This is a genomic window from Candidatus Poriferisocius sp. (assembly GCF_965214065.1).
GTDB lineage: Bacteria > Actinomycetota > Acidimicrobiia > Acidimicrobiales > Bin134 > Poriferisocius.
The window spans coordinates 1342272-1368510 of record NZ_CBDCAT010000028.1 but is presented as its reverse complement, the minus strand read 5'-3'; the positions used below and the strand labels follow the sequence as shown (position 1 = coordinate 1368510).

Here is a 26239-nt window from a genome sequence, read left to right as displayed (position 1 = left end):
CATCACTGGGGTACGGCTATCCGAGAGGTATTGATGAGCACTTGGCGACGTAAGCCTTCACTGCCGCCAAGTTGTTGGGCAAACGCTCACAGCGCTCGGGACGCTCGGCCAACTCAGCCAGCGCGGGCGGCATCGGCGGTTGAGTCCCGATGGCTGCCTCCACTGCGGCGCCGAACTTGGCCGGGTGGGCGGTGGCCAGCACCACTATTGGCTCGTTCGAGCCTCGACGGCAACGGCGGGCGGCGGCCAGGCCTACCGCGGTGTGGGGGTCGATGATCATGCCGGTTTCGCGGTAGAGATCGGCGATGGTGGAGGTGGTCTCGGCATCGTCCACCCGAACTCCGCTCCATTCCCGGTGCAGATCGGCGGAGATTCGGCTTTCGATCTGCATCTCACCAGTCTGGCGGAAGTCCTCCAGCGTCTCGGCGGTGCGGATCCCGTCCCGTTCCAGCAACTCGAACAACAGCCGTTCGAGGTTGGACGACACCTGGATGTCCATGCTGGGCGACAGCGTGGGGTGCACTTCAGTGATAGCCATCGATCCGGTGGTGAAGAACTGGGTCAAGATGTCGTTGCGGTTGCTGGCCACGATGAATCGATCGATGGCCAGGCCCATCTGGCGGGCAACGTGGCCGGCCAGCACGTTGCCAAAATTGCCGGTGGGTACCGAAAAGGACAGCCGCTCCAAGCCGGGCCGGGTGGCAGCGGCTACGTAGTACACGGTTTGGGCCATCACCCGGGCCCAGTTGATGGAGTTGACCGCAGACAGGCGCTGCTCGGCCCGAAAAGCAGGGTCGGCGAACATGGCCTTCACCAAGTCTTGGCAGTCGTCGAACGTCCCCTCGATGGCCACGTTGTGGACGTTCGCGCTGTCCACCGTGGTCATCTGCCGACGCTGCACTTCCGAGATCCGCCCGTGGGGATGCAAAATCACGATCTGGATGTTCTCCCGGTCGCGCACCGCCTCGATGGCCGCCGAGCCGGTGTCGCCCGACGTGGCTCCCACGATGGTTACCTGCTCGCGTCGGCGGGTCAGCTCCTCGTCGAACAGACGTCCCACCAGCTGGAGGGCGACATCTTTGAATGCCAGTGTCGGGCCGTGGAACAGCTCCATGAGCCACAGTCCGTCGCCCAGCTCTACCAGCGGTGTCACCTCGGGATGGGCGAACACTGCATAGGCCTCCCGTACCAACTCGTCAAACCGGGCCCGAGGATAGGCTCCGTCCACAAATGGCCACATCACCTCGGAGGCCAGATCGGCGTATTCGCCTCGGCCAGGGCATCCGCTCAGCGCCTCGGGAGACAGCACCGGCCAGCGTTCGGGCACGTAGAGCCCCCCGTCGGCAGCCAGCCCGGCTAACAAGACGTCGCTGAAGTCCAGGACCGGCGCCCGGCCCCGGGTGCTGATGTATTTCACTGGCTGATCACTCGTAGCAGGGCGGGCACTCCCCGCACCGATTCCAACTCCCGGAGGTCGCCTAGCGTGGCCTGCACGTCGCGCTCGGTCGCCTCGTGGGTGATGAACACCAGCCGGGCTTGATCGCCCAAGCCCTCCTGCTCCATCGAGCGGATGCTCACCCCGTGGCGCCCAAACACTCCGGCAACCGCGGCCAGCACTCCTGGCCGATCCAATACCTCCATGTTGATGTAGTACTCCGACTCCAGATCGTCGATGGAGCATATGACCGCCTCGCCCAGGTCGCCGATGGGCGTCGACGTGCCCCGTCCCCAATTGCCGGCGGCGTCGACCAGATCGCCCAGCACGGCACTGGCCGTCGGCCGTCCGCCCGCGCCCCGGCCATACAGCATGAGTTCGCCCACAGCGTCGCCCTCAATGAAGACGGCATTGAAGGAGTCCCGAACCGAGGCCAGCGGATGGTCGGCGGGCACCATCGCCGGATGGACCCGAACCGCCAGTTCGGGCTTGCCGTCGACATGGCCCACCCGCTCGGCGATGGCCAAGAGCTTGACTACGTAACCCAATCTTTGGGCAAAGGCGATGTCGGCAGGCCCGACGCTGGAAATGCCCTCTCGGTAGACGCTGCCCGCCAGCACCCGGGCCCCAAATGCCACCGTGGCGATGATGGACGCTTTGGACGCGGCGTCGAACCCCTCCACGTCGGCAGTCGGATCTCGCTCGGCGTATCCCAGCGCCTGAGCGTCGGCCAGGGCGTCGTGATAGCTAGTTCCGTGCTCGGTCATCTGGCTGAGGATGTAGTTGGTGGTGCCGTTGACAATGCCCATGACCCGGCGGACCGGCTCAGCTGACAATGACTCACGCAACGAGCGGATGAGGGGAATTCCCCCGCCGACTGCGGCCTCGAACAGCAGATCAACTTTGGCGGCGTCGGCGGCGGCATACAGTTCGGCGCCGTAGTTGGCTAGCAGTTCCTTGTTGCCGGTGACCACAGGCTTGCCTTGCCTGAGGGCGTTCGACACCAATTCGCGGGCCGGCTCGATCCCTCCGATCAGCTCCACCACAACGTCCACTTCAGGATGGTTGACCACCGAGGCAGCGTCGGTGGTAAGTACCCCATCGGCCAGAGCCAAATCGCGGTCGCGCGAAGCGCTGCGTACCGCTACCCGCACCACCTCCAGATTCAAACCAGTGCGTTCAGCAATCACCGTCCGTTGCTCTTCCAACAACCCGATCAACGACGAACCGACATTCCCGCAGCCCAGCACGCCGACGCCGATCCGCACCCGAGAGGACTCGCTCACCCGCACCACCGTACCGGCTCAGTGTGGCCCGATTGACAAGATTTCCGGCCTCACACGGATTCTATTGATTTTCATGTATAAAAGTATATTTTAAATGCTAAATGATGTCGTATGAGCTGTTCTCGTTAGCCAGCGACCTCCGACGGCAGGCCGCGGCCTGTGAGCGGGTGCGGGCCGACGTAGACCCGATTTGGCGCAGTCTCGACCACTTGCTCGATCAGCCGATGGCCAAGCACGGGCCTGCTGTGTGGCAGTCGGCCGCGGCTGAAGGTAGCCGCATGCGGCTCCACCACCAGCGCACTCATCTGACTCGGTTGCGCTATGAAATCGAGCGAATGGCCCGCCGTCTCCAGGCACGAGCCGACGAGCTCTACGCCGACGCGGCCCGGGTCGAGCTTGCTGCCGACGCGGCCCGACGGCGGGAAGCCCGTGAACTGGGACTGCAAGCCAGCTATTTTCAATAGGCATCCCACCTGTCCGATACCTGCCGATCCCGGTTCTCTTGCAGCGTCGCAGCAGCGACGAGTACCGGCCATTGGACTGGACCAAACGTGATCTTTGGGCCGTGGGACGAGCAGTGGAGCGGGCAGAAGCCGCCAGCGACACACTCCGGGATCAGCACCAGTTCTCGGCGAGCCGCCGGGGAACGGCCACGGTCCTCAGGGCCATCGATCAGGCTTGGGGCGGGGGCTACTACATCGTGGACCCGCAAGCCGAGACCGATCCGGAAGCCGCTGACGCAGTTTTCGAGGGCGATGAACTCGTGATCGATGTTCAAACGCACTACATCGCTCGCCATCGGGCCCATGCGCCCGGCGTCGCGGGAATCATGTGGTTCATCCGCAACGTGGCCCCTGACCGGTGGAAGGGGCTTGACCCGGAGATCCATCTCGACCTCGGCAACTATCTGCGTCACGTCTTTTTGGAGAGCGAAACCGCCGCCGCCGTGCTCACCTGCACAGCCGGCGACGAAAACCACAGCATCCTCACCAACCCCGAAGTTGCCGCTACCCGCGAGCTCATCGATCGAATGGCCGGTACCGGGCGCCTCATCAACCATTCGATCGTCCATCCCAACGCACCGGGCGAGTTGGACCGGCTGGGGTCGCTGATAGAGCACAACAGGCCGTCGGGGTGGAAAGTCTACACCATCCAGGGGTGGGGAGATCAGCCAGGCTGGCGGCTCGACGACGAAGAATCTGGCCTGCCGTTCTTGGAAAGCAGCCGAGAGCTGGGGGTGAGTATCGTTTGCGCTCATAAAGGGCTGAGTGCCTTGGCGCCGGCTGGGTCTCCAGCCGACATTGGCCCGGCCGCGGCCTGCTTTCCCGACATCAACTTCCTCGTCTACCACTCTGGATACGAGACACCGGTCGGCGATGAAGAAGAAGGCCCCTACGACGAGAGCGAACCTTCTGGCACCGACCGCCTGATCAAGAGTCTGGCCGATGCGGGAATAGGGCCAGGCGGCAATGTCTACGCCGAGTTGGGGAGCACCTGGTATATGTTGGTGCGTCGGCCCCGGGAGGCAGCCCACGTACTCGGAAAGCTGCTCAGGGCGGTCGGCGAGGACAACGTCTTGTGGGGCAGCGATTCGATTTGGTACGGGTCGCCCCAGCCCCTCATCGACGCCTTTAGGGCCTTTCAGATACCTGTAGAATTGCGCCAACGTCACGGCTACCCGGAGCTCACCCTCCGCATCAAGGAGAAGATCCTCGGGCTGAACGCGGCTCGGGTCTATGGCATCGACCCGGACCTGACCCGGAGCCGGGTCGCGGCCGACGATCTCTCTTGGGTCAAGGCCGCCTTCGATGAATACACAGCTAAAGGCGGCTTTCGGTAGTTTCAATATATTTCTTGCTATTTCATCTTCAAGGGGCTATCAAGGGCTCAACCTGGTCCGTCAGAGGGATCAGCCGTACGAAAGGCCCCGCCATGTCTGTGCTCACGATGAACACCGAGGAGATGGACCATCTCCAGCAGCAATTCACCGCATTCGCCGGCCAAGTGGAAGACCTCCGCACTCGCCTGACCGCGACCCTGGAGGGCACCACCTGGACGGGCAGTCGCTCCGAGAGATTCCGGGGCACCTGGCACGAGCAGTGGTCGCCCTCCCTGGGGCAGTTGCAAGAGGCGCTCACCGAGCTGGCCACTGCGGTGGGCTTGGAGCGCCAGAACACCGTCGCGGCTCTCGACTCCATCTAGCCGTGTTGGCTGCCTTCGGCTTGGCTTGATCGGCATCAGACCAGGCACCGCCACTTCAGATCGTGCGTCTGCTCTACGACGGACCGGAGGGCACCCGGGAGGTGAGCATCGTCGGCGGCCCGGTAGCCGATATTGGGGAACTGGCCGAATTGCTCGGCCTGCCTCCGCCGGTTGCCGGACTCTGGGTCGGCGACCAGTGGATTGAAGCCCATCGCCGCCTCGACGAGTCTGGGGTGGCCGACGGCACCCGAGTGGGCGTGCGCCCCGGCCCAAGTCCCGACCAGTCGGGGAGGACTCTGGAGGTAGTCGGAGGACTCTGCGCAGGCGACCGCCATCTGCTTCCCATTGAGGGTCTTAGCCTGGGCCGCTCTCCCGATGCCGACGTACCTCTGCCTGGTGTTGGCTTGCGACCACAGCACGCCCGCTTGGAGTGCCGAGACGGAGAGGTCTTTGTTCAGGTGGGCGACAACGAGCTGGCGAAGGTGGAAGTCTTCTCGCCATTTCAGCTGGGCGGCGCGTTGGTCCAAGTCTCCAACACCCCCGACGACCGCCCAACTGGTCTGGCCGCCATTTTGGGGCGCACCGCTTCGGGGAAGATCGCTTTCAATCGCCCTCCTCGAACGGCACATCCCGTGAGGCCCGATCCACTGCCAATTCCCGCCGAAGATGTCCAGAATTCGCCGCGCGCGATCACCTTCGGTTGGGCTGCGCTAGCCGGGCCGCTGTTAGTCGGAGCGCTGATGGCGGTTCTCTACAGCCCCTACATGGCCCTGTTCGCCCTACTCAGCCCGGTCATGATGGGAGCCAACTGGTTCGACAACCGCCGTCGCCACCGTGTTGAGCGTCGCCGATCCCAGCGACGGGCGCAGGACTCACTGATCGACTTCCAAGTGGCAGCGCAGGCGGCCCACGCCGCTGAGATCCGCCGCTGCCGCGACCTGCACCCCCATCTGGCCGAGGCCGTCAGGCGGATCCGCCAGCCCAGCGTGCGGCTGTGGGAGCGAAGGCCCGACCACGACGACTTCATGTCGCTGGTCGCCGCGCAAGGCTCCGTTCCCTTTGTTCCCGAACTGGCGGCCAGCGGACATCAACCGGCCGCCGAGGCGGTCACCGTGCTTGAACAACTCGGGCCGATACCCCATTCGCCCATCTCCGTAGATCTGGGTCCGGGCAAGATGCTCGGCCTGGTGGGTCCCCGCGGTGCGACCATCGCGATTGCCCGGGGTTTGCTCATTCAAGCGGTGTCCTTTCATGGCCCGGCCGATCTGGCCGTGCTGGTGGCTGCCGATGAAATCACTTCTCCGGCCTGGGCCTGGACCGCATGGCTCCCCCACATCTCCCACTTTTCCGTCGGCCGGACGCATCTGTTTGCCGACCATCGTGATGCGGCTGCGGAATCCGCCCGCGCATTGGCTGATGCCTGGAGTCGGCGGGGAGATGCCCACTGGCCCCAGCTGTTGGTGGTGGTCGACGGCGAGAATCTGGCCACCGGTAGGACATCACCCATTCGCCCGCTGCTCCAAGGATTGGCCGGGCCGGTCTCAGCCATCGTGTTGGCGTCCAGCGTTGACCAGTTGCCCGCGGCCTGCACGGCGGTGATCGAAGGCCGTGATTTATCCGGTTCTGTCGATCTGTCCCAATCCGGCCAGACGTACCCCTCGGTGTTGGCCACTGGGATGAGTATGGGGTTGGCCCGTGCTGTCGCTCGCGGTTTGGCCCGCTACGAAGACCCCGAACAGCCCGGGGTCGATTCTGCCATTCCCGACCAGGTGTCGCTGTTCGATCTTCTCGGTCTGCCCACCCCCGAAGGCGACAACGCCTCGCAAGCCTTGCCCGATGCCGTTGCCACTCGCTGGCGAAAAGCAAAGGACACCGACGGTCTGGCTGCACCCATCGGGGTCGATGGACGCGGCACGTTGATGGCCGACTTGGCCGCCGACGGCCCCCACGCCCTGGTCGGGGGCACCACCGGATCGGGCAAGAGCGAACTGCTGCGCACGCTGGTGGCCTCGATGGCGGCCGTCTACTCCCCCGAACAAGTCAACTTCGTGCTGGTTGACTACAAGGGCGGCAGCGCATTTGACGCCTGCGCCTCCCTGCCCCATGCGGTCGGGCTGGTCACCGACCTTGACGACCGGCTGGCTGAGCGGGCCCTTCGTTGCCTGGAAGCCGAGCTTCGCCACCGCGAACAAGTGCTGCGAAGGCATGGGGCCACCGACTTGGCCCACTATCGAGCCCTGGCTCAATCCGGGCCGGAAGTGCCCCTGGCGCCGTTGCCCCGATTGGTGGTGATCATCGACGAGTTCGCCGCTCTGGCCGCCGAGCTACCGGGCTTCATGGACTCGCTGGTGAACGTGGCCCAGCGGGGCCGCAGTCTGGGCATGCACCTGGTGTTGGCTACTCAGCGTCCTGCGGGGGCGGTGAGCGCCAACATCCGTACCAATACTGCGTTGCGGATCGCCTTGCGAGTACTCGACGCCGCCGATTCGGTCGACGTGCTCGACAGCCCAGAGGCCGCGGCCATCGGCCGGCACCGGACCGGACGAGCGTACGCCCGATTCGGCCCCGGCGAACTGGTGGAGTTCCAGTGTGCCCTGGTCACCGGGGTCACCGTCGCCCAGCGGGGCCCCCGAGTCGTTCTCGCCCCCGACGGCATCCCCGAGTCCGAGCCGGAAGCTGCTGCCAATGAGGAAAGCCCCGATGACCTGACCCGTCTGGTCGCCGCGGTGGACACCGCCTGGCACAGCTGGGAGGGTGTCCCACCCCGCCAACCTTGGCCCGACCCCCTGCCGTCGATGGTCTCGCTCGACGAGCTGACTGCCGATAGCACTTTGGGAACCGGAGTGGTGATTGCCCTGGCCGACGACCCCAACCGGCAGTGCCAGTATCCCCTGACATGGGATCCCGCCGAAGGCAATGCCTTGTTCGTGGGCAACCCGGGCAGCGGAACCACCACCGCATTGGGGTCGTTGGCCATTGCCCTGGTCAGCCGCTACTCGCCAAGCGAGTGCCACCTGTACGCCTTGGATTCCGGCACCGGCCAGCTGTCTCCGCTGGAAAGGCTGCCCCACTGCGGCGCGGTGGTGGGTCCCGACGAGCGCGACCGAATTCGACGGCTAATCCGTCGGCTTGAAGACGAACTCGACCGACGAATGGGCCATAGTCGGACTTCCCAAGAATTCTGCCCTCCGCTGGTGGTGGCACTGATCGACAACTGGGGTGGCTTGGCCAAGAGCCTGGACAACCTGTCCGATCACGCTTTGCTTACCTCTCTGGAGCGGTTGTGGTGTGAGGGCCCCGCCGTTGGGCTGTGCCTGGTCGCAGCCGCCGACCAGCTTTCCAAGGTGAATCGGGCAATTCAAGCGGCCACTCCCCAGACCTTCGTCTTCCGCCTGGGCGATCCGGCCCTGTATCGCCAATGGGGTGTGGCCTTGGACGACCCGGTCACACTTCCCCCCGGCCGAGGCTTCGCCATCCCTTCGGGCATCGAGATCCAAGTGGCGATGTCCGAAGGCGGTCTGGCCCGCGCCGTGGCGGAATTAGCAGCCGGACACCCCCAAACCGACGGCCCGCCGCCGGTGGAGACCCTCTCCGCAGTGATCGATCCGACCCGATTGGGCCCAGCCCGCCTAGACGATTCGCCGGTGTTCATCCCGCTGGGGCTGAATGACGACTCCCTGACCCCGGTGGGACTCACCCTCTACCCTGGCGAGCATGCCCTGATCGTGGGGCCAGCCCGCTCAGGCCGATCCTCGGCTCTTGCGCTAATCGCCGCGATGGCAACTGCGGAAGGTGGTCAGGTGATCACGTTGGCCAATGAGGGATCGCCGCTGGCTGACAGCCCTTGTTTCCAGCTCGTCGCCGACATCGGCCAGCTACTCACCGCGGCTCGCTCAGCCGCGCCCTCAACCCTGCTGCTGATCGACGACGCCGAGAAGGTGGGAGACTCCGACGGCGCCCTGAAGTCGCTCGCCGCCGACAGCCGCCCCGGCCTCCACATCGTTGCCGCCGGTCGAGCCGACCGCCTCCGCACGGCCTACGGCCACTGGACCGCCGAGATCCGCTTCTCCCGTACCGGAGTCCTACTCCAGCCCACCCCCCTCGACGGCGACCTGTTCACCATCCAACTCCCCGCCCGCCCCACCCTCCCTCCACTCCCCGGCCGCGGCTACCTAGTCCAAAACGGCCAACCCTCCATCATCCAGATCGCCGCGGCATTCGCCGGGGAGGAGCGCTAGACGTCGTTGCGGAGGAGGTCTTGGTGGGTCTCGCGGCGGACGACTAGGCGGGCGTCGCCGTCACGGGCGAACACCACGGCGGGGCGGAGGACCTTGTTGTAGTTGGAGCCCATGGAGTGGCCGTAGGCACCGGTCACCGGGGTGGCCAGGATGTCGCCCACCGCAACGTCGCCCGGTACCCGACCGTCTCGCACCAGGAGATCGCCCGACTCGCAGTGCTTGCCCACCACTCTCACGGTCTTGTCGCGGTCGCGGTCGACTGCTCGGGGTAGGAACGTCTCGTAGCCGCTGCCATAGAGAACCGGGCGGGGGTTGTCGCTCATGCCGCCGTCAACTGACACGTAGGTGCGGATGCCGTCCAACTCCTTGATGGTGCCGACCTCGTAGAACGTGGCTGCGGCGGCGGCCACCAGTGCCCGGCCCGGCTCCACGCTCACCGGGGCGGTGAAGCCGGCCGATGAGCAGGCTTGATCGATAGCTGCGGCCCACTCGGCAATGGTGGGGGCCGACTCCCCCTCCACGTAGGCCACGCCCAGGCCGCCTCCCAGCGAAAGCTCGGGCAGGCCGTAGGGCTGGGCGAATCCGGCAATCACTTCCACCGCCCGCTGGAAGGAGCGCAGTTCGAAGACCTGGCTGCCGATATGGGCGTGTAGACCAACCAGCTCCACCGATTCAGCTTCCCGAGCTCGGCGGATGGCGGCATCAGCCAACCCGGTGGAGGCGGTGAAGCCGAACTTAGTGTCGTCCACACCGGTGGTTACGTACTCATGGGTGTGGGCCTCCACTCCCGGTGTGATTCGCAGCAGCACCTTGGAGCGGACACCGGTGGCGGCGTGAAGGTTGTCGAGGCGGTCGAGTTCGTCGAACGAGTCCACCACGATTCGGCCCACTCCGGCCTCGACCGCGGCAGCCAGTTCGTCGGCTGACTTGTTGTTGCCGTGCACAACCAAGCGGTTGCCGGGCACTCCTGCGGCCTGGGCTACATACAACTCCCCGCCGGTGGCCACATCCAGGTCGAGCCCCTCCTCATGCACAAGGCGGGCCATGGCCAGACACAAAAACGCCTTTGAGGCGTAAGCCACCGATCCGCTGAATGCAGCCCGGGCTTGGCGGCACCTCTCCCGAACATGGTCCTCGTCGTACACAAAGAGCGGGGTGCCAAACTCCCGGGCGAGCTCCAAGGCGTCACACCCGGCGATGGTAAGTCGCCCGTCGTCGCCCACCGCGGCATTGTCGGACAGGAGATGGAGGGGCAAAACCGACATCGCCAGCCCCTACATTGACTCGGGCGCGCTCACGCCCAGGGTGCCGAGGCCGACGGCCAGGCCCACCCGGGCGGCATCGATCAACACAAGCCGGGCCTGGGTGAGCTCGGGGGGGATGTCAGAGCCCACCACATAGCAGTCGTGGTAGAAGCTGTGCACGGCGGCGGCGAAGTCCCGCAGCCAGGTGGTGACCCGGTGGGGGGCCCGCTCGGTGGCCGCGGCGGCGATCACCTCGCCCAGCGTGGAGAGCTGGCGCATCATCTCCAGCTCCCGCTCGTGGAACAGCACGCTCAAGTCCACCTGGTCGGAGCTCTGGCGCACCACCCCGCCGGCTCGGGCACGGGCCGCGATGGAGCACACCCGAGCGTGGGCCATTTGCACGTAGAACACCGGGTTTTCCATCGCCTGGGCCGCGGCTTTGGCGAGATCGAAGGTCGGGGTGGTGTCCATTGACTGGAGCAGGTAGGTGAACCGGGCGGCGTCAGCCCCCACCTCGTCGATCACCTCGCGCAGCTCGATGAGGTCGCCGGTGCGCTTGGACAATCGCACTTCCTCGCCGTCGCGCTCCAGGCGCACCAGCTGGGTCACCACCACCTCCAAGGCGGCGGGATCACAGCCCAGCGCGGCCATGGCCGCCTTCATCCGGGCCACATAGCCATGGTGGTCGGCTCCCCACACATTGATGAGAGATCCCTGCGAACCGGCCCGTTCGAACTTGTCGCGGTGATAGGCGATGTCGGGCAGCAGGTAGGTGTACTCCCCGTCGGACTTGATGAGCACTCGGTCTTTGTCATCGCCGTGGTCACTGGAGCGCAGCCACAGGGCTCCTTCGGACTCATAGGAGACCCCAGCGGCGTCGAGCGCACCCAACGCGTCGTCGATAGCCCCGGAGTCCACCAGCGACTGCTCGCTGGTCCAGGCGTCGAACTCCACCGCCATCGAGCCCAGTACTTCCCGCTGGTCAGCCAGCGCCCGCTCCCGTCCCCACTGTCTGGAGTCGGCATCCGCGGGCATCCCCGCCGCCCAGTCGACGATGTATCGGCCGTTGTAGCCGTCTTCGGGTACCGGTAGCCCTGTTCGGACCGCAGCCAAAGAGGCGGCGTACAGCTCCATCTGCGTGCCCCGGTCATTGATATAGAACTCCCGCTGCACGTCGTAGCCGCACCACTCCAGCAGCCGGGCCACCGCGTCGCCATAAGCGGCTCCCCGCCCGTGTCCGGCGTGTACCGGACCAGTGGGGTTAGCACTTACGAACTCCACAATCACCGTGCGGCCCGCGCCCATGTTCTGGCGGCCGTAGCCTTCGACACCAGCGGCCACTGCGTCGGCCACCACTCCGTGCAGCCAACTCGGCGCCAGCCGGAAGTTCACAAACCCGGGACCAGCCACGCTCACCTCGGCCACATGCTCCGGCTGGTTCTCCTCTAGCCAAGCGGCCAGCTCCCCAGCCAGCTCCCGAGGGTTGCGCTCTGCTCCCTTGGCTATAGCCAGCGCAGCATTCGACGACCAGTCTCCATGCTCGCGCCGCGCCGGCCGTTCCAGCCCGACCGAGAAGCCAGCAGGCAGGTCGACGCCCGCGGCCATGAGCGCGGCGCGCAGGGCGTCAGAAAGAGAGGTGCGAATGTCGGCCATGAACTGGCACATGGTACTGGCGCCCCGCTGGGTATACTCAGCCAGTTACTGCCCACGTAGCTCAGGGGATAGAGCACTTGCCTCCGGAGCAAGGGGCCGCAGGTTCGAATCCTGCCGTGGGCGCTTCCGGGTGTTCTACGGATCTCCGCACCCGTCGTCGGCGCGACGGGCGGCGAGGTTGATTGCGGCGACAGAGCGTATGAGGACGCCGGTGAATGCCTCGCGCTCAGCCGCGTTGGCGTCGGGGTGCCGTTGGGCGAAGTCGGCTAGTCCGTGCAGCAAGAGCACCGCCGTGAGTGTCAGCCGGTGTCCGAGGTCGGCCATCTGGGCATCATTCACCAGCTCGACGAGGGCTTGAGCCACGCGGCGAAGGCCAGGTCTGGGCTCGGCGAAGGTCTGGCCGCTGCCCATGTCCACCAGCACCTCTTGCATCAGGTCGAAGTCGCTGGGAAGCCTTGCTGCGCCGACGAGCTGCGCCCGAATCCTGATGTAGTGACGGCCCGACTCGTTGTCGAGAAGGGAGGCGAGGGGCCGGACAAGCACATCGATGAGGTCGTCGAGCCCCGGCCGCTCGCCGAGTTGGTCGAGCATCTCGGCTCGTTGAGCATCGAGGCGGTCCTGGTGGGAATCGAGGATCGCCTGGAGAAGCCCGGCCTTGTTGCCGAAGTGGTATTGCACTGCCGAGCTGTTGCGTTGCCCGGCTGCCTGTACGACGTCGCCCACCGGCACCGCGTCAACACCTCGCTCGGCGAATAGGCGCTCGGCTACGGCAATGAGCGCTTCACGGGCGGGCTCGGGCGACCGGGGCATCAGCCGAGAGGATAACCAGCCGGAGTCGCCCCGCTCACCACGGCGCGCCCGCCGCGAGGAGTCGTGATCGTGCCCTCGGTCCTAGGAGTCGAGTCCGGAGTAGAACTGGAGCGCCCACTCCCGGCCGACGCGGATGTTCCGCTCGACGGCGGTCACCAGCGGCTTGGGCTGGTAGCGCTTGTTCTCCCAGATGGCGATGTCTTGGCTGATGCCGTCGGCGAAGCCGGCGACAAGTTTCTGAAGGGCTGCTTCCCCCACCGAGCGGGGCATGGTGAACCACCACGTCATCTTCACGTTCTCCTCGTCGGTCGGCAGGAGCGACTGGCCGATTCGCACCGATTCGCCGATCGATATGAGGGTGCAGCCCAAGCCGAAGTTCTCGATCGTGAAGGTGCCGTTGCTGTTGTGCCGGTAGGTCCCCTCAACGACTACGTCGGTACTGGGCAGCGGGGGCGCCCCGTGCACGTATTTGAAGTGCTGGACGTCGAACTCGCCCTCGGCGAACTCCTGGACGATGGTGCCCACCTCGAAGTGGAGGACCTCGTAGGGCTGCCAGTCCGGGTCCTCGAACTCTGGGAAGTAGGGCACGTCATAGAACGGCTCGTGGCCCTCGAGATGGTGCCACGCCCAGATCATGTGGTCGCGCTCGATGATCGGATAGGTGCGCACCCTCGCCTTCGCGGGGATTGCCTTACCCTTGGCATACGGGATGTCGATGCAACGGCCGTCACCGTCGAAGTGCCAGCCATGGAACGGGCACCGCATACCGTCGCCGTCGACTCTGCCGCCCGCTCCTATGTGGGCACCCAGGTGGGGGCAGTAGGCGTCAATGAGCCGGGCCTCGCCGCTCTCAGAGCGGAACAGCACGAGGTCCTTACCGAAGGCGAAGAGATTCTTGTGCTCGCCGGGGGCGAGCTCGCGGCACTCGTCGATAACGAACCAACCGTTGGGGATCGGGAATGGAAATCGCTTCTCGCCGAGGCCTTCCCGGCGGATCCGAACGCGTTTGCTTGGGTCAAATACGGCTGCCGGATCGGACCGCATCGGCCCGACTTCGAACACTGCATCCTCCATGCCGGGTCGTGCTCCGTATCCAGGTTCATTTGCAATAGTGCTCATCGGTCGACCTCCTGGAGGCCCGGCATTGGGTGCCTGCGGGCCTGTCTTTTGTCTCGACTCTTGCTAATGTATCAAGATTACTAAGAAGTTGGCTATAGCGGACGGAGCAGATGAGCATCACCGATGACCAGCCGACGCAATCGCTGCCGGAATTGGACGAGATCCGGGACCGGTACCGCACCGAGCGCGAAAAGCGCCTGAGGCCCGACGGGCCCGACCAGTACATCCAGGTAAATGGGGCGTTCGCCCACTACACCGACGACCCCTGGGCCGACGGGGACTTCACGCGCCAGCCGCTCCACGACGAGGTCGAGGTCGTCGTCATCGGCGGAGGCTTCGGCGGCCTGGTGGCTGGAGCGCGGCTGCGCCAGCAGGGCCTCGACAAGATCCGATTCGTCGACCCGGCGTCCGAATTCGGTGGAACCTGGTACTGGAACCGTTATCCGGGCATTTCCTGTGATGTCGAGTCGTACGTCTATCTCCCCCTGCTGGAGGAGGTCGGCTACGTTCCGAAACGCAAGTACTCATACGGCCAGGAGATCCTCGAGCACTGCCACGCGATCGCCCGCCAGTTCGACCTCTACCGCGACGCCTGCTTCCAGACCCGGGTCACCGAGCTCCGATGGGACGGCGACGCCTCGCGCTGGATCGTCGAGACCGACCGCGGCGATCAGATGAGGGCCCAGTACGTGTGTCTCGCTCTCGGCCAGCTGAGCCGGCCCAAGCTGCCTGGGATTCCCGGCATCGAGGCATTCGAGGGCAAGTCGTTTCACACCAGTCGTTGGGACTACCACTACACCGGAGGCGACCAGGAGGGGAACCTCACCGGTCTGAGCGGGAAGCGGGTCGGTGTGATCGGCACCGGCGCGAGCGGTGTGCAGGTGGTGCCCCGCATCGCCGAGTGGGCGGAGCATCTCTATGTGTTCCAGCGGACACCGTCGTCGGTCGACGTCAAGCACAACCCCGATACCGACCCAGAGTGGGCCCGGTCGCTGTCGCCGGGCTGGCACCAGCACCGCCGCGACAACTTCAACGCGCTGGTCTCCGGCGTCCCCCAGGAGGAGGACCTCGTCGACGACGGCTGGACCGATTTGATCGGCAACATCATGAAGCTCTTGAGGGGGGGCGACAGCGGGGACTTGTCGCCAGAGGGCATCCAGCGCACCTTGGAGCTGGCCGATCTCCAGAAGATGGAGCAGATCAGGGCGCGGGTGGACGAGCTGGTCGACGACCCCGAGACCGCCGAGAATCTCAAGCCCTACTACCGGCAATTCTGCAAGCGACCCTGCATCGACAACGACTACCTCCCCACGTTCAACCGTTCGAACGTGACGCTCGTCGACACGTCGGGCAAAGGCGTTGAGCGCATTACGACAACGGGTGTCGTGGTCGACGGGCAGCACTACGAGGTCGACTGCCTGATCTACGCCAGCGGCTTCGAGGTTGGAACCCCGCTTTCGCAGCGAGGGGGGTTCGAGATCATCGGAGGCAATGGCGAGACGCTCATGGAGAAGTGGGCCGACGGTCTTCGCACGCTGCACGGCATGCACATGCACGACTTCCCCAACCTCTTCCTCATGTCCATCGGCCAATCGGGCAATACCGTGAACTACACGCACATGCTCGACGAGCAGGCCATCCATCTCGCCTACATCGTCGCCCGGGCCCGCGAGATGGGGGCGTCAACGGTGGAAGCCACCGCCGAAGCCGAGGACGCCTGGGTCGCCGCGTGTCTCGAGAAAGTGAACAGCCGCGGCGGGCTCGCCAACGACTGCACCCCCGGTTACTACAACAACGAGGGAAGTCACACCCGAAGCCCTCAGAACGGCCCCTACGGCCTAGGTCCGGGTACCATCGAGTTCCTCCAGCTACTCAGCGACTGGCGCTCAGCCGACGAGCTGGCCGGCCTGGAGATCCGAGGGGCGTCATGACTACCGACCAGGCGAGCATCGAAGCGGTGGCCGATCGGTTCTTCGCCGCCTATGCCGCCGCTGACGAAGACGGCATCCGCGGGGTCCTCTCTCCCGACTTCGAGGGATGGACCAGCTCCTTCGGAGGCCGAGACCTCACGGTCGACACTCTCGTCGACGGCGCCAAGTGGGAGGCCGACAACGTCATTGACATGACACTCGAAGAAGTTCGCCGCCATGTCACCGACCGTGGCTTCGTGCGCCAGTTCGTGATCCGCTTGGCCAACGCCGGGGGCGCGCCGGTCGAGATCCCCGGGTGCATGGTGGCTCTGGTGGCGAACGGGCGGATCACCCGATTCGATGAATACCTGATCATGCCGACCGCGGGACAGGAGTGACCCGCCTAGACCTGCCGTGAGCCTCGGAGAGGAGCCCACCCCATGACCGATCCAGCAAACCCCGCCGAACCGGCGCCGGAAAAGAGCCTCTTGCGCCGCCTAAGCCCCTACCTCGCCATAGCGGTGATAGCCGCCATCGTGGTCATCGTGCTGGTCGTGACCGGCGGCGGCAACGGGGACGACGATGGTGACGACGCGTCGGTCGACACCGCGCCCCCAGCAGCCGAAGAGCCCGCTGACGACGACTCCACGGACGAAGACGTCACCGACGCGGGTGAGGGCGACACCGCGGCCCCGGCGGCCGATGAGCCCGAGGACGACGACTCTACGGGCGGCGGCGATGCCGACGCCGGCGAAGGTGACACCCCCGCCGAGGAGGACGTCACCCCCGCTGCCGATCCGCCCGATCCGCCCGAGCCGGCTGAGCCCGAGTATCCGGGGATCGGGTCCCAAGCAGCGCTGGCCAACCCGCACTGCGATCCGGAGACCGGGAGGGTTCGGGTTCCCATCCTGGACGCGCCGCCGTGCGTCGTCGAGTGGCCTGAAGGGGCCGACAACGGCGGAAGCACGGCCCCGGGCGTCACCGCTGATTCGATCGTCATGGTCGTGAGGGTGGATGCCGGCCAGACGGAGATCATCGATGACGTGGGCGGAATCCCTCGCGCCTGGAAAGACGTCGTCGACATCTACAACGAGCACTTTGAACTATGGGGCCGCCAGGTCCAACTCGAGTTCATCGACTCGAGCGGTTCATCCGAGGTGGCCCAGCGAGCCGACGCCACCCGGGCCGTGAACGACTTCGAGCCGTTCTTCACCCACGACGCCACCACCGACGGAGACGGGCGGGCGATCTTCGAGGCGGAGATGGCGGCCCGAGGGGTGATCGTATGGGGTGCGATCGTCTCTTGGCAGGAAACCCAGGACCAGCCCGGCTTCCGCTGGTCGGGCCTGGCCGACGGCAGGGTGACGCTGCTCCACGTGCTGGAGTACGTGGGCAAGCGGGTCGCCGGAGATCCGGTGCAGTGGGCCGGTGACGACTCCCTGATCGGCGAGCCCCGCCGGATCGGGATGGTCTACACCGACCGGTGGGACCGAGATTTCATCGACGAGCAGGCCGCACTTCAGGGCTTTGAGCTCGTGGAGGCGGTGAGCTATGACGAGGGGGCCGAGAGCACCCAGCGCCAGGAACGAGCACGGGTGATCGCCGCCCGGATGAAGGACGCCGGCGTCACCACGGTGATCGCCGGGACCGACAACTTGTTCACCGGCACGCTGACCAAGGCGGCCACCGAGCAGCAGTGGTTCCCGGAATGGATCATCACCGGCTACGGCGCCCACGACGCGGCCTTCTTCGCTCGCGGCTACGACCAGCAGCAGTGGGCCCACGCCTTCGGGCCCGGTCCGATCGGGGTGAGGGTCGACGGCGTGAGCACCGCCTACCAATTGCTGTTCGAGTGGCATCACGGCCGCCCGCCGGGGTCGCTGGCCGCGAATCAGGCCTTGTCGGTCGTGCGGTGGCCGCTGACGTGCATCCATCTCACCGGCCCCAACCTCACCCCCGAGAGTTTTAGCGAGGGCTGCTTCGCGATGCCCCCGACGGGCGGCGCGTACTGCGACTGCGTAACCACGACGGGCGCAACATTCGGCGACAGCCTGCTTCCCTGGACCGACTACACGGCCTTCGACGACATGGCCGAGAAATGGTGGGACCCCACGTTCGAGTACACGACGCCGTCGGGGTTCACTCAGGTTGGCGCATACCTGGTGGTCGACGGCGGACGCCGGTACGCGGTCGGTGGGTGGCCTGACGGCCAGCCGAATGTGTTCGATCCGGATGCCGCCGTATTCCGCCTCGCGGATTATCCACCCAACGAGGTCCTGCCGAGCTACGAGCGTTAGGCGCACTTGTAGCGGGGGAGGACTCACGCATTTTCGGGGATCTCCTGGATGCGGGCGTCGTCGACCACGGCCCACAGGCGGTCGTAGGCGCTGCCGGTCCCGATCAGCTCGTCAGGTGGGCCGATCTCGACCACCCGGCCGGCCTCGAGCACGATGGCGAGATCGGAGTGCTGGGCTACGTTGGGGCGGTGGGTGACGGTGAGGGTCGTGACCCCTAGTGCTCTGATGGCCTCGAGGACCCGATCTTCCAATGGTCCGTCGAGGCTGGACGTCGCCTCGTCGAGCACGAGGATGTCGGGCCGGCCGAGCCACACTCGCGCCAGGGCGACGAGTTGGCGCTGGGCGGCGGTGAGGTTGCGGGCTTCCTCGTCGACGGGGTGGTCGTAGCCGTCGCTTAGGGCGGTGAGCACTTCGTGGGCGCCGATGGCGCGCACCGCCCGGTCGATCTCATCGAGTGAGGCATCGGGTCGCGAGTAGGCAATGTTGGAGCCGATGGTGCCCTTGAACAGGAAGGCGTCCTGGGGGACGATTCCGAGCCGGCGCCTATAGGAGCGTGATTCATAGTCGGCGATGTCGACGCCGCCGGCGAGGACTCGGCCCGCGGTCGGGTCGTAGATCCTGCTGAGCAGTTTGGTGATCGACGACTTCCCTGCGCCGGTGAATCCGACGAGGCAGGTCACTGCGCCCGCAGGGAGCGTGAACGAGACGTTTTCGAGGACGGAACGGGTGGTGTGCGGGTAGGTGAAGTCGACCGATTCGAAGTTCAAGTCGCCATCGAGAGGTTCCGCTTCGGTCGCGTCGGGCCGCTCGACCGGCAGGATCGGTGTGTCGAATGGCTCGGTGAGGCGGCGCCAGGAGACCCTGGCCTCGAGCAGCTCGCTGTAGATCGAGCTCATGTACGACAGAGGCTGGAGGGCCTGCTGGGCGACGAGCCGGGCCGACAGGGCGGTGCCGACCGCGACTGTGCCGGCGAGCACCTCGTTGCCGGCGCCCAGCAGGATGAGCGCCCCGCCGACGTGGGTGATGAACACCACGAGCTCCGAGTACAGGTTGGCGATCGAGGTCGCCCACCGTCGGCTCTGGCGCAGCTCCCAGGCGTCCTCGACGAACCGGCGGTTCGCCTTGTCGATTGCGCCGCAGCCCCGCAGCTCGCTGCGACCGGCGAAGTGCTCCTCGAACGTGGCAACGGTGCGGCCGAGATCGTCGCGCGCCCGATTGAAGGCGCGCATTCCGTAATAGAGCTGTGCGGCGGTGAGCGCGAGGATCACCGCGACCAGGCCGATGATCGTAGGGGCCAGTTGCGGGACGAGGACGAGCACGACCACAACCCCCACGGTGAAACGGCCCAGACTGGTGATGAAGCGGAACAGCTTCTCCCCGACGAAACCGAGGATTGTGTCGAGGTCGTTGACCACCCGGGTGGCCACCTCGCCCGGCAGCTCGCGGTCGTAGAAGTCGATGCCGAGGTTGGTGAGCCGGTGGAAGATGCGTCGCCTCAGCAGGTAGCCGATCGACTGGGCGATTTTCATCGACAGGATTCTCACGAAGTAGCCGCTGAAGGCGAAAACGACCCCGACGGCGGCCACCGCAACTCCGATCCCGTAGATGGCGCTCGTCTCGCCGTCCACGGCGGCGTCGGTGGCCTGGGCGAAGAGAATCTCAGGACCGATCCCGGCCAGGGCGTTGACCACCAGGAGGATGAGCACGGTGAGGAGGGCGACCAGTGTGATTCTCATAACCCACCGCACCCGGGGCATGGCATCGACCCGACAGTCGGCGTCAGAGACGATGGGCACTTCGTCGGACACCTCGAGCGAGTCGACGACATCCATCAGGTCGGAGACCACCTCGCGGGCATCTGTGTGCTCGGGGGCCGCGGCGGGAGTTGGCGAAGCTGGCACGCCATATAGGCCCAGCTCGACCACGGTGTCGGCCATCGACGCGGGACCGGGGCGCCGGGTGATCGCCACCACCGCGGTTTCGGGCAGGAACTCGGCAACCCGTCGGATGATCTCCATCTCGTGTGAGGGGTTGACGGCCGACAGGGCGTCGTCGAGCACGATGACCCGGGGCCGGGCCACCAGCGCCCGGGCAAGGGCCAGTCGTTGTCGTTGCCCGCCCGACAGGGTGAGGCCCCGGTCGCCCACGTACGTGTTCAGCCCGTCCGACAACCCGGCGACGATGTCGTCGGCGCCCGCCGCGTAAAGGGCCGCGTTGATCTCGTCGTCGGTGACGCTCCACGCGGCCCCGAGGTCGAGGTTCTGGCGAAGCGACCCCGAGAACAGCACCGGCTCCTCGGCCACGATGCGCACCATTGTGCGGATTGCGGTGATGTCGAGCTCGCCGAGTGGCCGCCCGCCGAGCAAGACTTCCCCGCTGGTCGGTTCGACCAGGCCGCCGACCAAGCCGGCCAGCGTGGTCTTGCCGGAGCCCGGTGGCCCGTTCACCACTACAAGCTGACCAGAACGAGCCTCGAATGAGAGGCGGTCGAACACCGGGGCGCCGCCAAAGGAGACATCCACGTCGCGAAGCTCGACGGACTCGAAGCGGCTGGCGGCCGGCCGTCCCTCAGCGGGCCGGGACCCCAGGGCCAGCACCTCCGACAGCCGGCTCTGGGCGGTGCGCAGGAACTGCCATGAGCTGGCCAGCTCGTCGAGCAGCTGGGCGATGACGATGACGTATCCCGCGACCTGGAACGTGACCAGGAACACGCCGACCGACAACTGATCTGCCGCGATGAGCCGGGCGCCGGCCACGAGCACAAGCGCGTTGATGAGGAGGGGCACGGCCTTGAGCAGAATGTCGTAGCGGGCCAGCAGCCGGACCCGGGTCATGGAGAAGCGGTAGGTCCGCAGCGCCGTCGCCCCCAGTCGCTCCCGTTCGTGCTCCTCGCGCCCGAACGCCCGCATGACCCGCACGCCGCGGACGGGCTCGTCGATGGCGGTGGCAACCTCGGCCCGCTCGTTCAACTCCGCCCAGCTCAGCCCCCACAGGCGCACCCGGAACTTCGAGAGGACCCACAAGTTAAGAGGCAGCGCCAGCGACGCGATCAACGCCAGCGGAGGGCTGAGATACGCCAGGTATAAGAGCAGGGCGATCGTGGCTGGCGCGAGTGTCACTATGGAGGGAAGGAACTGGACGATGCGCTGCACCATCTTGAGGTCGGTCATCGACCGGGTGACGAGTTGCCCGGTGGCCATCTGGGCGGACATGCGGAGGTCGGCCCACTGCACCCGGGTGTAGAGCCAGGCCCGCAGGTCGTACTCCAGCTGATAGCCGATCCGGGCGCTGAGCTGGCGGCTGGCGAAGCCGACGACGAAGCCCAGCAGGGCCAGTTTCGCGATATGGGTCACATAGGGCCCGATGGGGGCGGCCTGGTCGACGATGCCATTGTCGACCATGTCCACGACCGCGCTGACGATCTGGAGGGTCACGATGCTGTGCAATACCAGCAGGAGGACCAGCGCGCGCACCGGCCCCCTCTGGCGGGCGAGGAGCTTCCACACGATCGATCGACGCGCGGCCGAGTTGGTGGTGGCCGCTCGTTTCCGCACCGACTCGAGCCTGGTCATGTCGCCCTGCTGACGTCGGGTTCACGGCCCCCCGGCACCCCGCCAGATCGATCGAAGCCAGATCGCTTGATGCCGGATCGCTCGATGGCGGAGCGGGAAACACCAAGGTAGGAGGCGATCACCTCGGGGTTCTCGAGGACCTCGGCCACTGCCCCCTCGACCACCTTGGAGCCGAGGTCGAGGGCCACCATCCGGTCGCAGATCGACGCGAGCACGGACATGTCGTGATCGATCACCAGCAGGCTCGCCCCGGTGCCGTCGCGGATCCGCTCAAGCACCGGCCCCAGCGCCTCCGCTTCACGTTGGGCGATGCCCGAGGAGGGCTCGTCGAATAGGATCACCCGTGGCGCGCTCGCTGCTTGACACGCCAGATCCACAATTCGCCGGCTTCCGGTGGACAACTCAGACACGAACTTTTCACGGTAGGCATCGAGCCCGAGCAACCCGACCAGCTCGTCGACCCGTTGCTGGAGACGTTCCTCGGCCCTGCGGACGTCGGGAAAGCCGAGTGCGGCGGCGATCGGATCGCGGGTGGCCATGGTCTGGTCGAGGGCCACCTTCAGTGCGTCCTCAACGGTGAGCGACCCGAAGAGTCGAGAGTCCTGGAACGAGTGCCTGAGTCCCAGCCGGGCCCGGCGATCGGGCGAGAGGTGGGTGATATCGCGCCCGTCGAGCAGCACCTTTCCCTCGTCGGGGTTCTGGAGGCCCGAGATCAGGTCGAACACGGTGGTCTTCCCCGCGCCGTTGGGCCCGACTATGCCGACTATCTCCCCCTCGCCCACTCGAAGCGAGACCCGGTCGACCGCGCGGTTTCCGGCGAAGGACTTGGACAGGTCCTCGATCTCGAGCCGCGGTGCCGCCTCAGTCCCGTCCGGGGCGCGGACCGGCTGTCGTCGCTCTGACGCGCGAGTCGCAGCCCCGCCCAAGAACACCGATCGGAAGACGTCGTCGCGCTCCAGCAGGTCGCTGGTGGGTCCCCGGAAGCGAACTTCGCCCTTCTCCATGAAGAACGCGGTGTCGGCGATTGTGAGGGCCAAGTTGACGGATTGCTCGACCACCACGATCGTGACCCCGTCGTCGTTCATGGCCTGCACGACCTCGAGGAGTTGCTCTACCACCACGGGAGCCAGGCCGAGCGACAGCTCGTCGATGAGGAGGATCCGGGGCTTGGACATGAGCGCCATCGCCAAGGTGAGCATCTGCTGTTGGCCGCCTGACAGGTTGGCCGCCAGCTCGTTCTGCTTCTCCCGAAGGCCCGGGAACATCTCGAATACGCGGGCGGTCTCCCGCTCCATTTGCTGTTTGTCCCGGCGGTGAAGCCATCCGCCCAGGGCGATGTTCTCGGCGACGGTGAGGGAACCGAACACGCCCTTGCCGCCGGGGACCTGAGCGATACCGAGCGCAGCGATTCGGTGCGGGGCCATCGTCGTGATGTCGACGCCTTCGAGAGACACCGACCCGCCGCTGGGTACCGAGAGACCAGAGATGGCCCGCAGCACGGTGGACTTTCCCGAGCCGTTGGTTCCCAGCAGCGCGACGAGGTCGCCTTGGGCGAACTCGAGGTTGACGCCGAACAGGACCTGCACCGGTCCGTACGACACGTCTATCGACCGGACGCTCAACAGCGAGCCGTCGTGATCGTCGCCGATGATGACGTCGGGAAACGAGAAATAGTCCGTGGCCGGTGCCTGCTTGCTCGGCAGATAGCGGAACACGCCCTTGGCATCGCGACGGGGCGATCTCACCATAGCAACCGGTTCCGAGTACCCGGGCCCTGCGGTCTGGTCGGCTGCGGTGGGATCGTCGATGCGCTGGTCGGCGAACAGACTCGGGACCGGGATCTGGCGACGGAAGGCCACGATGGCCAGCAAACGCCGACGGACCTCGTAGAGCAGCCCGCCGAGGCCCTCGCGCAGGAACATCAGCACCACCAAGAGGCCGACACCACCGCTGGCGAACAACCACAACGGCCGGATGTCGGCTGGGAGGTTGTCGCCGAAGTACTCGGTGCCCTGAAGGAACACCGCGCCGAGGAGCGCACCTGGTACCGACCCCAGCCCGCCTATAACCACCATCGTGAGGACCCGGATGCTCTCCGCCGGTGAGAACGAGCCCTGGCCGAGCGCCTGCTGGTGCAGGGTGAACAGCCCCCCGGCCAGAGAGGCGTAGAAACCCGAGATGGCGAAAGCCATCAACTTGGTGCGGGTCAGGTTCACGCCGAATGCCTGGGCGTTGTCCTCGTTGTCGCGGGCAGCCCGCAAAACCCGCGCCGTGCGGGTTGCCTCCAGCCGCGCCACGGTCCAGGTCACCGCGATCAGTGCGGCGAGACACACGTAGTAGAAAGCGTGTTCGCTCGACACGTCGATCCGCCCCAAGAGGGGCAACCGGGTGACCCGTTCGCCGATGTTGTCGGGAAGGAACGTGAACCGGTCCTCGTCGAGGACGAACGACGCCGTCGCGACCGAGAAGGCGAGTGTGGTCACCGCCAGAAAAAGCCCGCGGATGCGCAGTGCCGGGAGCCCGACGATCACCGACGCGACCGCCCCGAAGAATCCAGCCAGCAGCAGGGTCAGAGTGAGGTCCCACTGGAAGTGGAAGTTCACCACCGCCGCGGTGGCCGCGCCGATGGCGGCGAAGCCCATTTGGCCGAGGCTGATCTCCCCGGACCAGCCGGTGAGGATCACCATGCTCACGGCGATGACCCCGTAGATCATGACCGCCGAAGCGAAGTTGGTGTCGGAGTTATCGAGCGCGGTCGGCAACCACAGCAGGAAGATGACTGTCACAACCTTTGCCAGCCACCCACCCCAAAACACCTCCGGGAGCGAGGCCAACTGGCGGGGGATCTTCTTTATCGACGCGACCTCGACCCACGATCCCTCGGCCTCGGTCCGCACTCGGCCGCGGGCCCGCCGCTGGAACAAGAGCACACCGACGACGATCACGAACAGCGCTGGGTCGATCAGCGCCGCGGTGTCCTCGTTCCAGATGATGGCCGTCTCCAGCACGCCGAGAAACGTGGCGCCGGCGAACATCACCGAGTAGTTCTGCATCCGTCCCATCACCGCGGCGGCGAGCGCTCGCAGAAGAATCGCTGGTCCCAGGGCGGGCCCGAGCGGGAATCCGAACATCCCCGCCCGCAGCAACAGGCCCACGGTGGCCAGCACCGCGGCGATGACCCACACCACATTCTGGGTTCCCCGCACGTCGATGCCCACCAGCGACGCGCGGTCCCGACTCTGGGCACTGGCTCTCACGGATGTGCCCAAGTCGGTCCGGTTGAGGAAGGCGACGAGGCCGATGATGACCACGGGCACGATGATCATGGCCAACAGGTCGTTGGCCGTGAAGACGATCGGATCGATCTCGAATGTGAGATCGAATGGAGGGTTGAATCTCGGGAAACGGAGGAGCGCCATTCCGTCCTCGTCGCTGAAAAGAGTTGGTATGTAGAAGCCGACTCCGAGCAGCAGCTGCGCAAGGCCGATGGTGGCGACGCTGAGGATGAGCCGCGGCGCCTTCCAGAACCGGCGGATCACGAGGAACTCGACCGCCGAGCCCAGCGCCATGGCGACCATGATCGTGGCCGGGAGCACGACGAAGTACGGCCAGTCCCAGTCCCTGAGAAGCGAGAGGCCAATGGTGGCCGGCACCACGCCCAGGTCGGCCTGGGCGAAGTTGATGATTCCGTTCGTCTTGTAGACAAGCGACAGCCCGAACGCCAGCAGCGCGGTGAGCGAGCCGACCACCACGCCCTGAACGATCACGCCCGGCGGCGTGGGCCAGATGAACTGGAGCGCGCCGAGCGCAGCGCCCCAGATCACCGCCTGGCGTGTGTGGCGAACAAGAGTGTGGGAGCTCAACAGAGATCCTCCCGACCCTCTTCGCATTCGTCGTCGGGCGGCTCGCCGCGAACGATCAGGACGCACCCGCGGGAGGTGACCGCGCCGTTTTCGCTCACGCCGAAGTCGGCCGCGCCCCAGTCCGACCGGTCGAGGGCGTGCTCGTCCACCGAGAAGAAGTCAGCCCCCGTGGGATCCTCGGTAAACCAGGTGAGGATGTCGCCGTCGAAGTCGTCATCCTTGTCGGCGGGAAGGAATTCTGCGCTCACGAAGAACTCGCCGTCGGCCCGCTCGTAGGCGCGACCATGGCGCAGCGTGCCGTCCTCGGTGAGGCGCGCTTGCAGCGTCTCCATGGTGACGATGAGCGCGACGTCGCATTCGGAGGAGTCGATCGAGGGACCCGCGCACGCGGCGAGGATTGGGACGACAAGGGCCACGATCACCGAGAGGCTGGCGCGCCGGCGCCCAGCGGCGACGGTCATGGTCGTTTCGGGTGGGCACGCCGTTGACTCGGTCATCTCTGCCCTCCCCGATCTCGATATGTGTCCGGGCGGATGCTGCCGCCTGATACGTCGCCCTGTTGTCTAGGGCAATGAGCCGTACTCAGAGGTAGACATTACGTCGTCGCGGA

At 66.1% G+C, this 26239-nt stretch carries 16 protein-coding genes and 1 tRNA gene; 8 read left to right on the top strand and 9 right to left on the bottom strand.

Features of this window, described 5'->3' with window-relative positions:
- Window positions 1–16: 16 nt before the first annotated feature.
- Together thrC and ACOOGG_RS17780 are read right to left on the bottom strand one after the other, a co-directional pair.
- Window positions 17–1417, bottom strand: a complete 1401-nt coding sequence (gene thrC, locus ACOOGG_RS17785) for a threonine synthase (protein ID WP_420437505.1) — start codon at window positions 1415–1417, stop codon at window positions 17–19.
- Complete coding sequence (locus ACOOGG_RS17780) at window positions 1414–2721, bottom strand: homoserine dehydrogenase (protein WP_420437503.1); 1308 nt, start codon at window positions 2719–2721, stop codon at window positions 1414–1416. Before ACOOGG_RS17780 ends, thrC begins: the two co-directional genes overlap by 4 nt.
- Before the next feature lie 101 nt (window positions 2722–2822).
- On the opposite strand from ACOOGG_RS17780, the gene ACOOGG_RS17775 reads away from it, so the two are divergent.
- From ACOOGG_RS17775 to ACOOGG_RS17760, 4 genes are all read left to right on the top strand, one after another.
- Window positions 2823–3185: a hypothetical protein gene (locus ACOOGG_RS17775; protein ID WP_420437501.1), complete on the top strand. Its 363-nt coding sequence runs from the start codon at window positions 2823–2825 to the stop codon at window positions 3183–3185.
- Between the two features lie 101 nt (window positions 3186–3286).
- Window positions 3287–4561, top strand: coding sequence for an amidohydrolase family protein (locus tag ACOOGG_RS17770; RefSeq protein WP_420437499.1), 1275 nt, complete (start codon window positions 3287–3289; stop codon window positions 4559–4561).
- 92 nt (window positions 4562–4653) lie between these two features.
- Window positions 4654–4923: a WXG100 family type VII secretion target gene (locus tag ACOOGG_RS17765; RefSeq protein ID WP_420437497.1), complete on the top strand. Its 270-nt coding sequence runs from the start codon at window positions 4654–4656 to the stop codon at window positions 4921–4923.
- A gap of 62 nt (window positions 4924–4985) precedes the next feature.
- Entirely contained in the window at window positions 4986–9161 is a 4176-nt protein-coding gene (locus ACOOGG_RS17760) for an FtsK/SpoIIIE domain-containing protein (protein ID WP_420437495.1), read from the top strand.
- On the opposite strand, the gene lysA is transcribed toward ACOOGG_RS17760, so the two are convergent.
- Together lysA and ACOOGG_RS17750 are read right to left on the bottom strand one after the other, a co-directional pair.
- Window positions 9158–10426, bottom strand: coding sequence for a diaminopimelate decarboxylase (gene lysA / locus ACOOGG_RS17755; RefSeq protein WP_420437493.1), 1269 nt, complete (start codon window positions 10424–10426; stop codon window positions 9158–9160). The genes ACOOGG_RS17760 and lysA overlap by 4 nt on opposite strands.
- 9 nt (window positions 10427–10435) lie before the next feature.
- A complete protein-coding gene (locus tag ACOOGG_RS17750) occupies window positions 10436–12058 on the bottom strand; it encodes an arginine--tRNA ligase (protein ID WP_420437491.1) in 1623 nt (540 codons plus the stop codon).
- Window positions 12059–12108: 50 nt separating this feature from the next.
- Between ACOOGG_RS17750 and ACOOGG_RS17745 the strand changes: the two genes are divergently transcribed.
- A tRNA-Arg gene (locus ACOOGG_RS17745) sits at window positions 12109–12181 on the top strand.
- Window positions 12182–12193: 12 nt separating this feature from the next.
- On the opposite strand, the gene ACOOGG_RS17740 is transcribed toward ACOOGG_RS17745, so the two are convergent.
- Together ACOOGG_RS17740 and ACOOGG_RS17735 are read right to left on the bottom strand one after the other, a co-directional pair.
- The gene (locus ACOOGG_RS17740; protein ID WP_420437489.1) at window positions 12194–12868 is read right to left on the bottom strand and encodes a TetR/AcrR family transcriptional regulator; all 675 of its coding nucleotides are present in this window, start codon (window positions 12866–12868) and stop codon (window positions 12194–12196) included.
- Between the two features lie 81 nt (window positions 12869–12949).
- Window positions 12950–13987, bottom strand: coding sequence for a Rieske 2Fe-2S domain-containing protein (locus ACOOGG_RS17735; RefSeq protein WP_420437487.1), 1038 nt, complete (start codon window positions 13985–13987; stop codon window positions 12950–12952).
- A gap of 110 nt (window positions 13988–14097) precedes the next feature.
- On the opposite strand from ACOOGG_RS17735, the gene ACOOGG_RS17730 reads away from it, so the two are divergent.
- From ACOOGG_RS17730 to ACOOGG_RS17720, 3 genes are read left to right on the top strand one after another with little or no spacing between them, the layout of a single operon-like run.
- Window positions 14098–15918 carry a flavin-containing monooxygenase gene (locus ACOOGG_RS17730; RefSeq protein WP_420437485.1) on the top strand — a complete coding sequence of 607 codons (1821 nt, stop codon included), beginning with the start codon at window positions 14098–14100 and terminating at the stop codon, window positions 15916–15918.
- Window positions 15915–16295, top strand: a complete 381-nt coding sequence (locus ACOOGG_RS17725) for a nuclear transport factor 2 family protein (protein ID WP_420437483.1) — start codon at window positions 15915–15917, stop codon at window positions 16293–16295. The genes ACOOGG_RS17730 and ACOOGG_RS17725 overlap by 4 nt, the downstream gene beginning before the upstream one ends.
- A 42-nt stretch (window positions 16296–16337) precedes the next feature.
- Window positions 16338–18194 carry a hypothetical protein gene (locus ACOOGG_RS17720; RefSeq protein ID WP_420437481.1) on the top strand — a complete coding sequence of 619 codons (1857 nt, stop codon included), beginning with the start codon at window positions 16338–16340 and terminating at the stop codon, window positions 18192–18194.
- Window positions 18195–18217: 23 nt separating this feature from the next.
- Here ACOOGG_RS17720 and ACOOGG_RS17715 read toward each other — a convergent pair whose 3' ends face one another.
- From ACOOGG_RS17715 to ACOOGG_RS17705, 3 genes are read right to left on the bottom strand one after another with little or no spacing between them, the layout of a single operon-like run.
- Window positions 18218–21766, bottom strand: a complete 3549-nt coding sequence (locus ACOOGG_RS17715; protein WP_420437479.1) for an ABC transporter ATP-binding protein — start codon at window positions 21764–21766, stop codon at window positions 18218–18220.
- A complete protein-coding gene (locus ACOOGG_RS17710; RefSeq protein WP_420437477.1) occupies window positions 21763–25629 on the bottom strand; it encodes an ATP-binding cassette domain-containing protein in 3867 nt (1288 codons plus the stop codon). Before ACOOGG_RS17710 ends, ACOOGG_RS17715 begins: the two co-directional genes overlap by 4 nt.
- Entirely contained in the window at window positions 25626–26090 is a 465-nt protein-coding gene (locus tag ACOOGG_RS17705; RefSeq protein WP_420437475.1) for a hypothetical protein, read from the bottom strand. The genes ACOOGG_RS17710 and ACOOGG_RS17705 overlap by 4 nt, the downstream gene beginning before the upstream one ends.
- Between the last annotated feature and the right edge of the window lie 149 nt (window positions 26091–26239).

What these genes read in the sequence shown, in the direction of transcription:
- ACOOGG_RS17705 (WP_420437475.1), bottom strand. Translation starts at nt 26,090, where the DNA reads ATGACCGTCGCCGCTGGGCGCCGGCGCGCCAGCCTCTCGGTGATCGTG.
- ACOOGG_RS17765 (WP_420437497.1), top strand. Translation starts at nt 4,654, where the DNA reads ATGTCTGTGCTCACGATGAACACCGAGGAGATGGACCATCTCCAGCAG.
- ACOOGG_RS17735 (WP_420437487.1), bottom strand. Translation starts at nt 13,987, where the DNA reads ATGAGCACTATTGCAAATGAACCTGGATACGGAGCACGACCCGGCATG.
- ACOOGG_RS17725 (WP_420437483.1), top strand. Translation starts at nt 15,915, where the DNA reads ATGACTACCGACCAGGCGAGCATCGAAGCGGTGGCCGATCGGTTCTTC.
- ACOOGG_RS17740 (WP_420437489.1), bottom strand. Translation starts at nt 12,868, where the DNA reads ATGCCCCGGTCGCCCGAGCCCGCCCGTGAAGCGCTCATTGCCGTAGCC.
- ACOOGG_RS17775 (WP_420437501.1), top strand. Translation starts at nt 2,823, where the DNA reads ATGATGTCGTATGAGCTGTTCTCGTTAGCCAGCGACCTCCGACGGCAG.
- ACOOGG_RS17750 (WP_420437491.1), bottom strand. Translation starts at nt 12,058, where the DNA reads ATGGCCGACATTCGCACCTCTCTTTCTGACGCCCTGCGCGCCGCGCTC.
- ACOOGG_RS17720 (WP_420437481.1), top strand. Translation starts at nt 16,338, where the DNA reads ATGACCGATCCAGCAAACCCCGCCGAACCGGCGCCGGAAAAGAGCCTC.
- ACOOGG_RS17715 (WP_420437479.1), bottom strand. Translation starts at nt 21,766, where the DNA reads ATGACCAGGCTCGAGTCGGTGCGGAAACGAGCGGCCACCACCAACTCG.
- ACOOGG_RS17730 (WP_420437485.1), top strand. Translation starts at nt 14,098, where the DNA reads ATGAGCATCACCGATGACCAGCCGACGCAATCGCTGCCGGAATTGGAC.
- lysA (WP_420437493.1), bottom strand. Translation starts at nt 10,426, where the DNA reads ATGTCGGTTTTGCCCCTCCATCTCCTGTCCGACAATGCCGCGGTGGGC.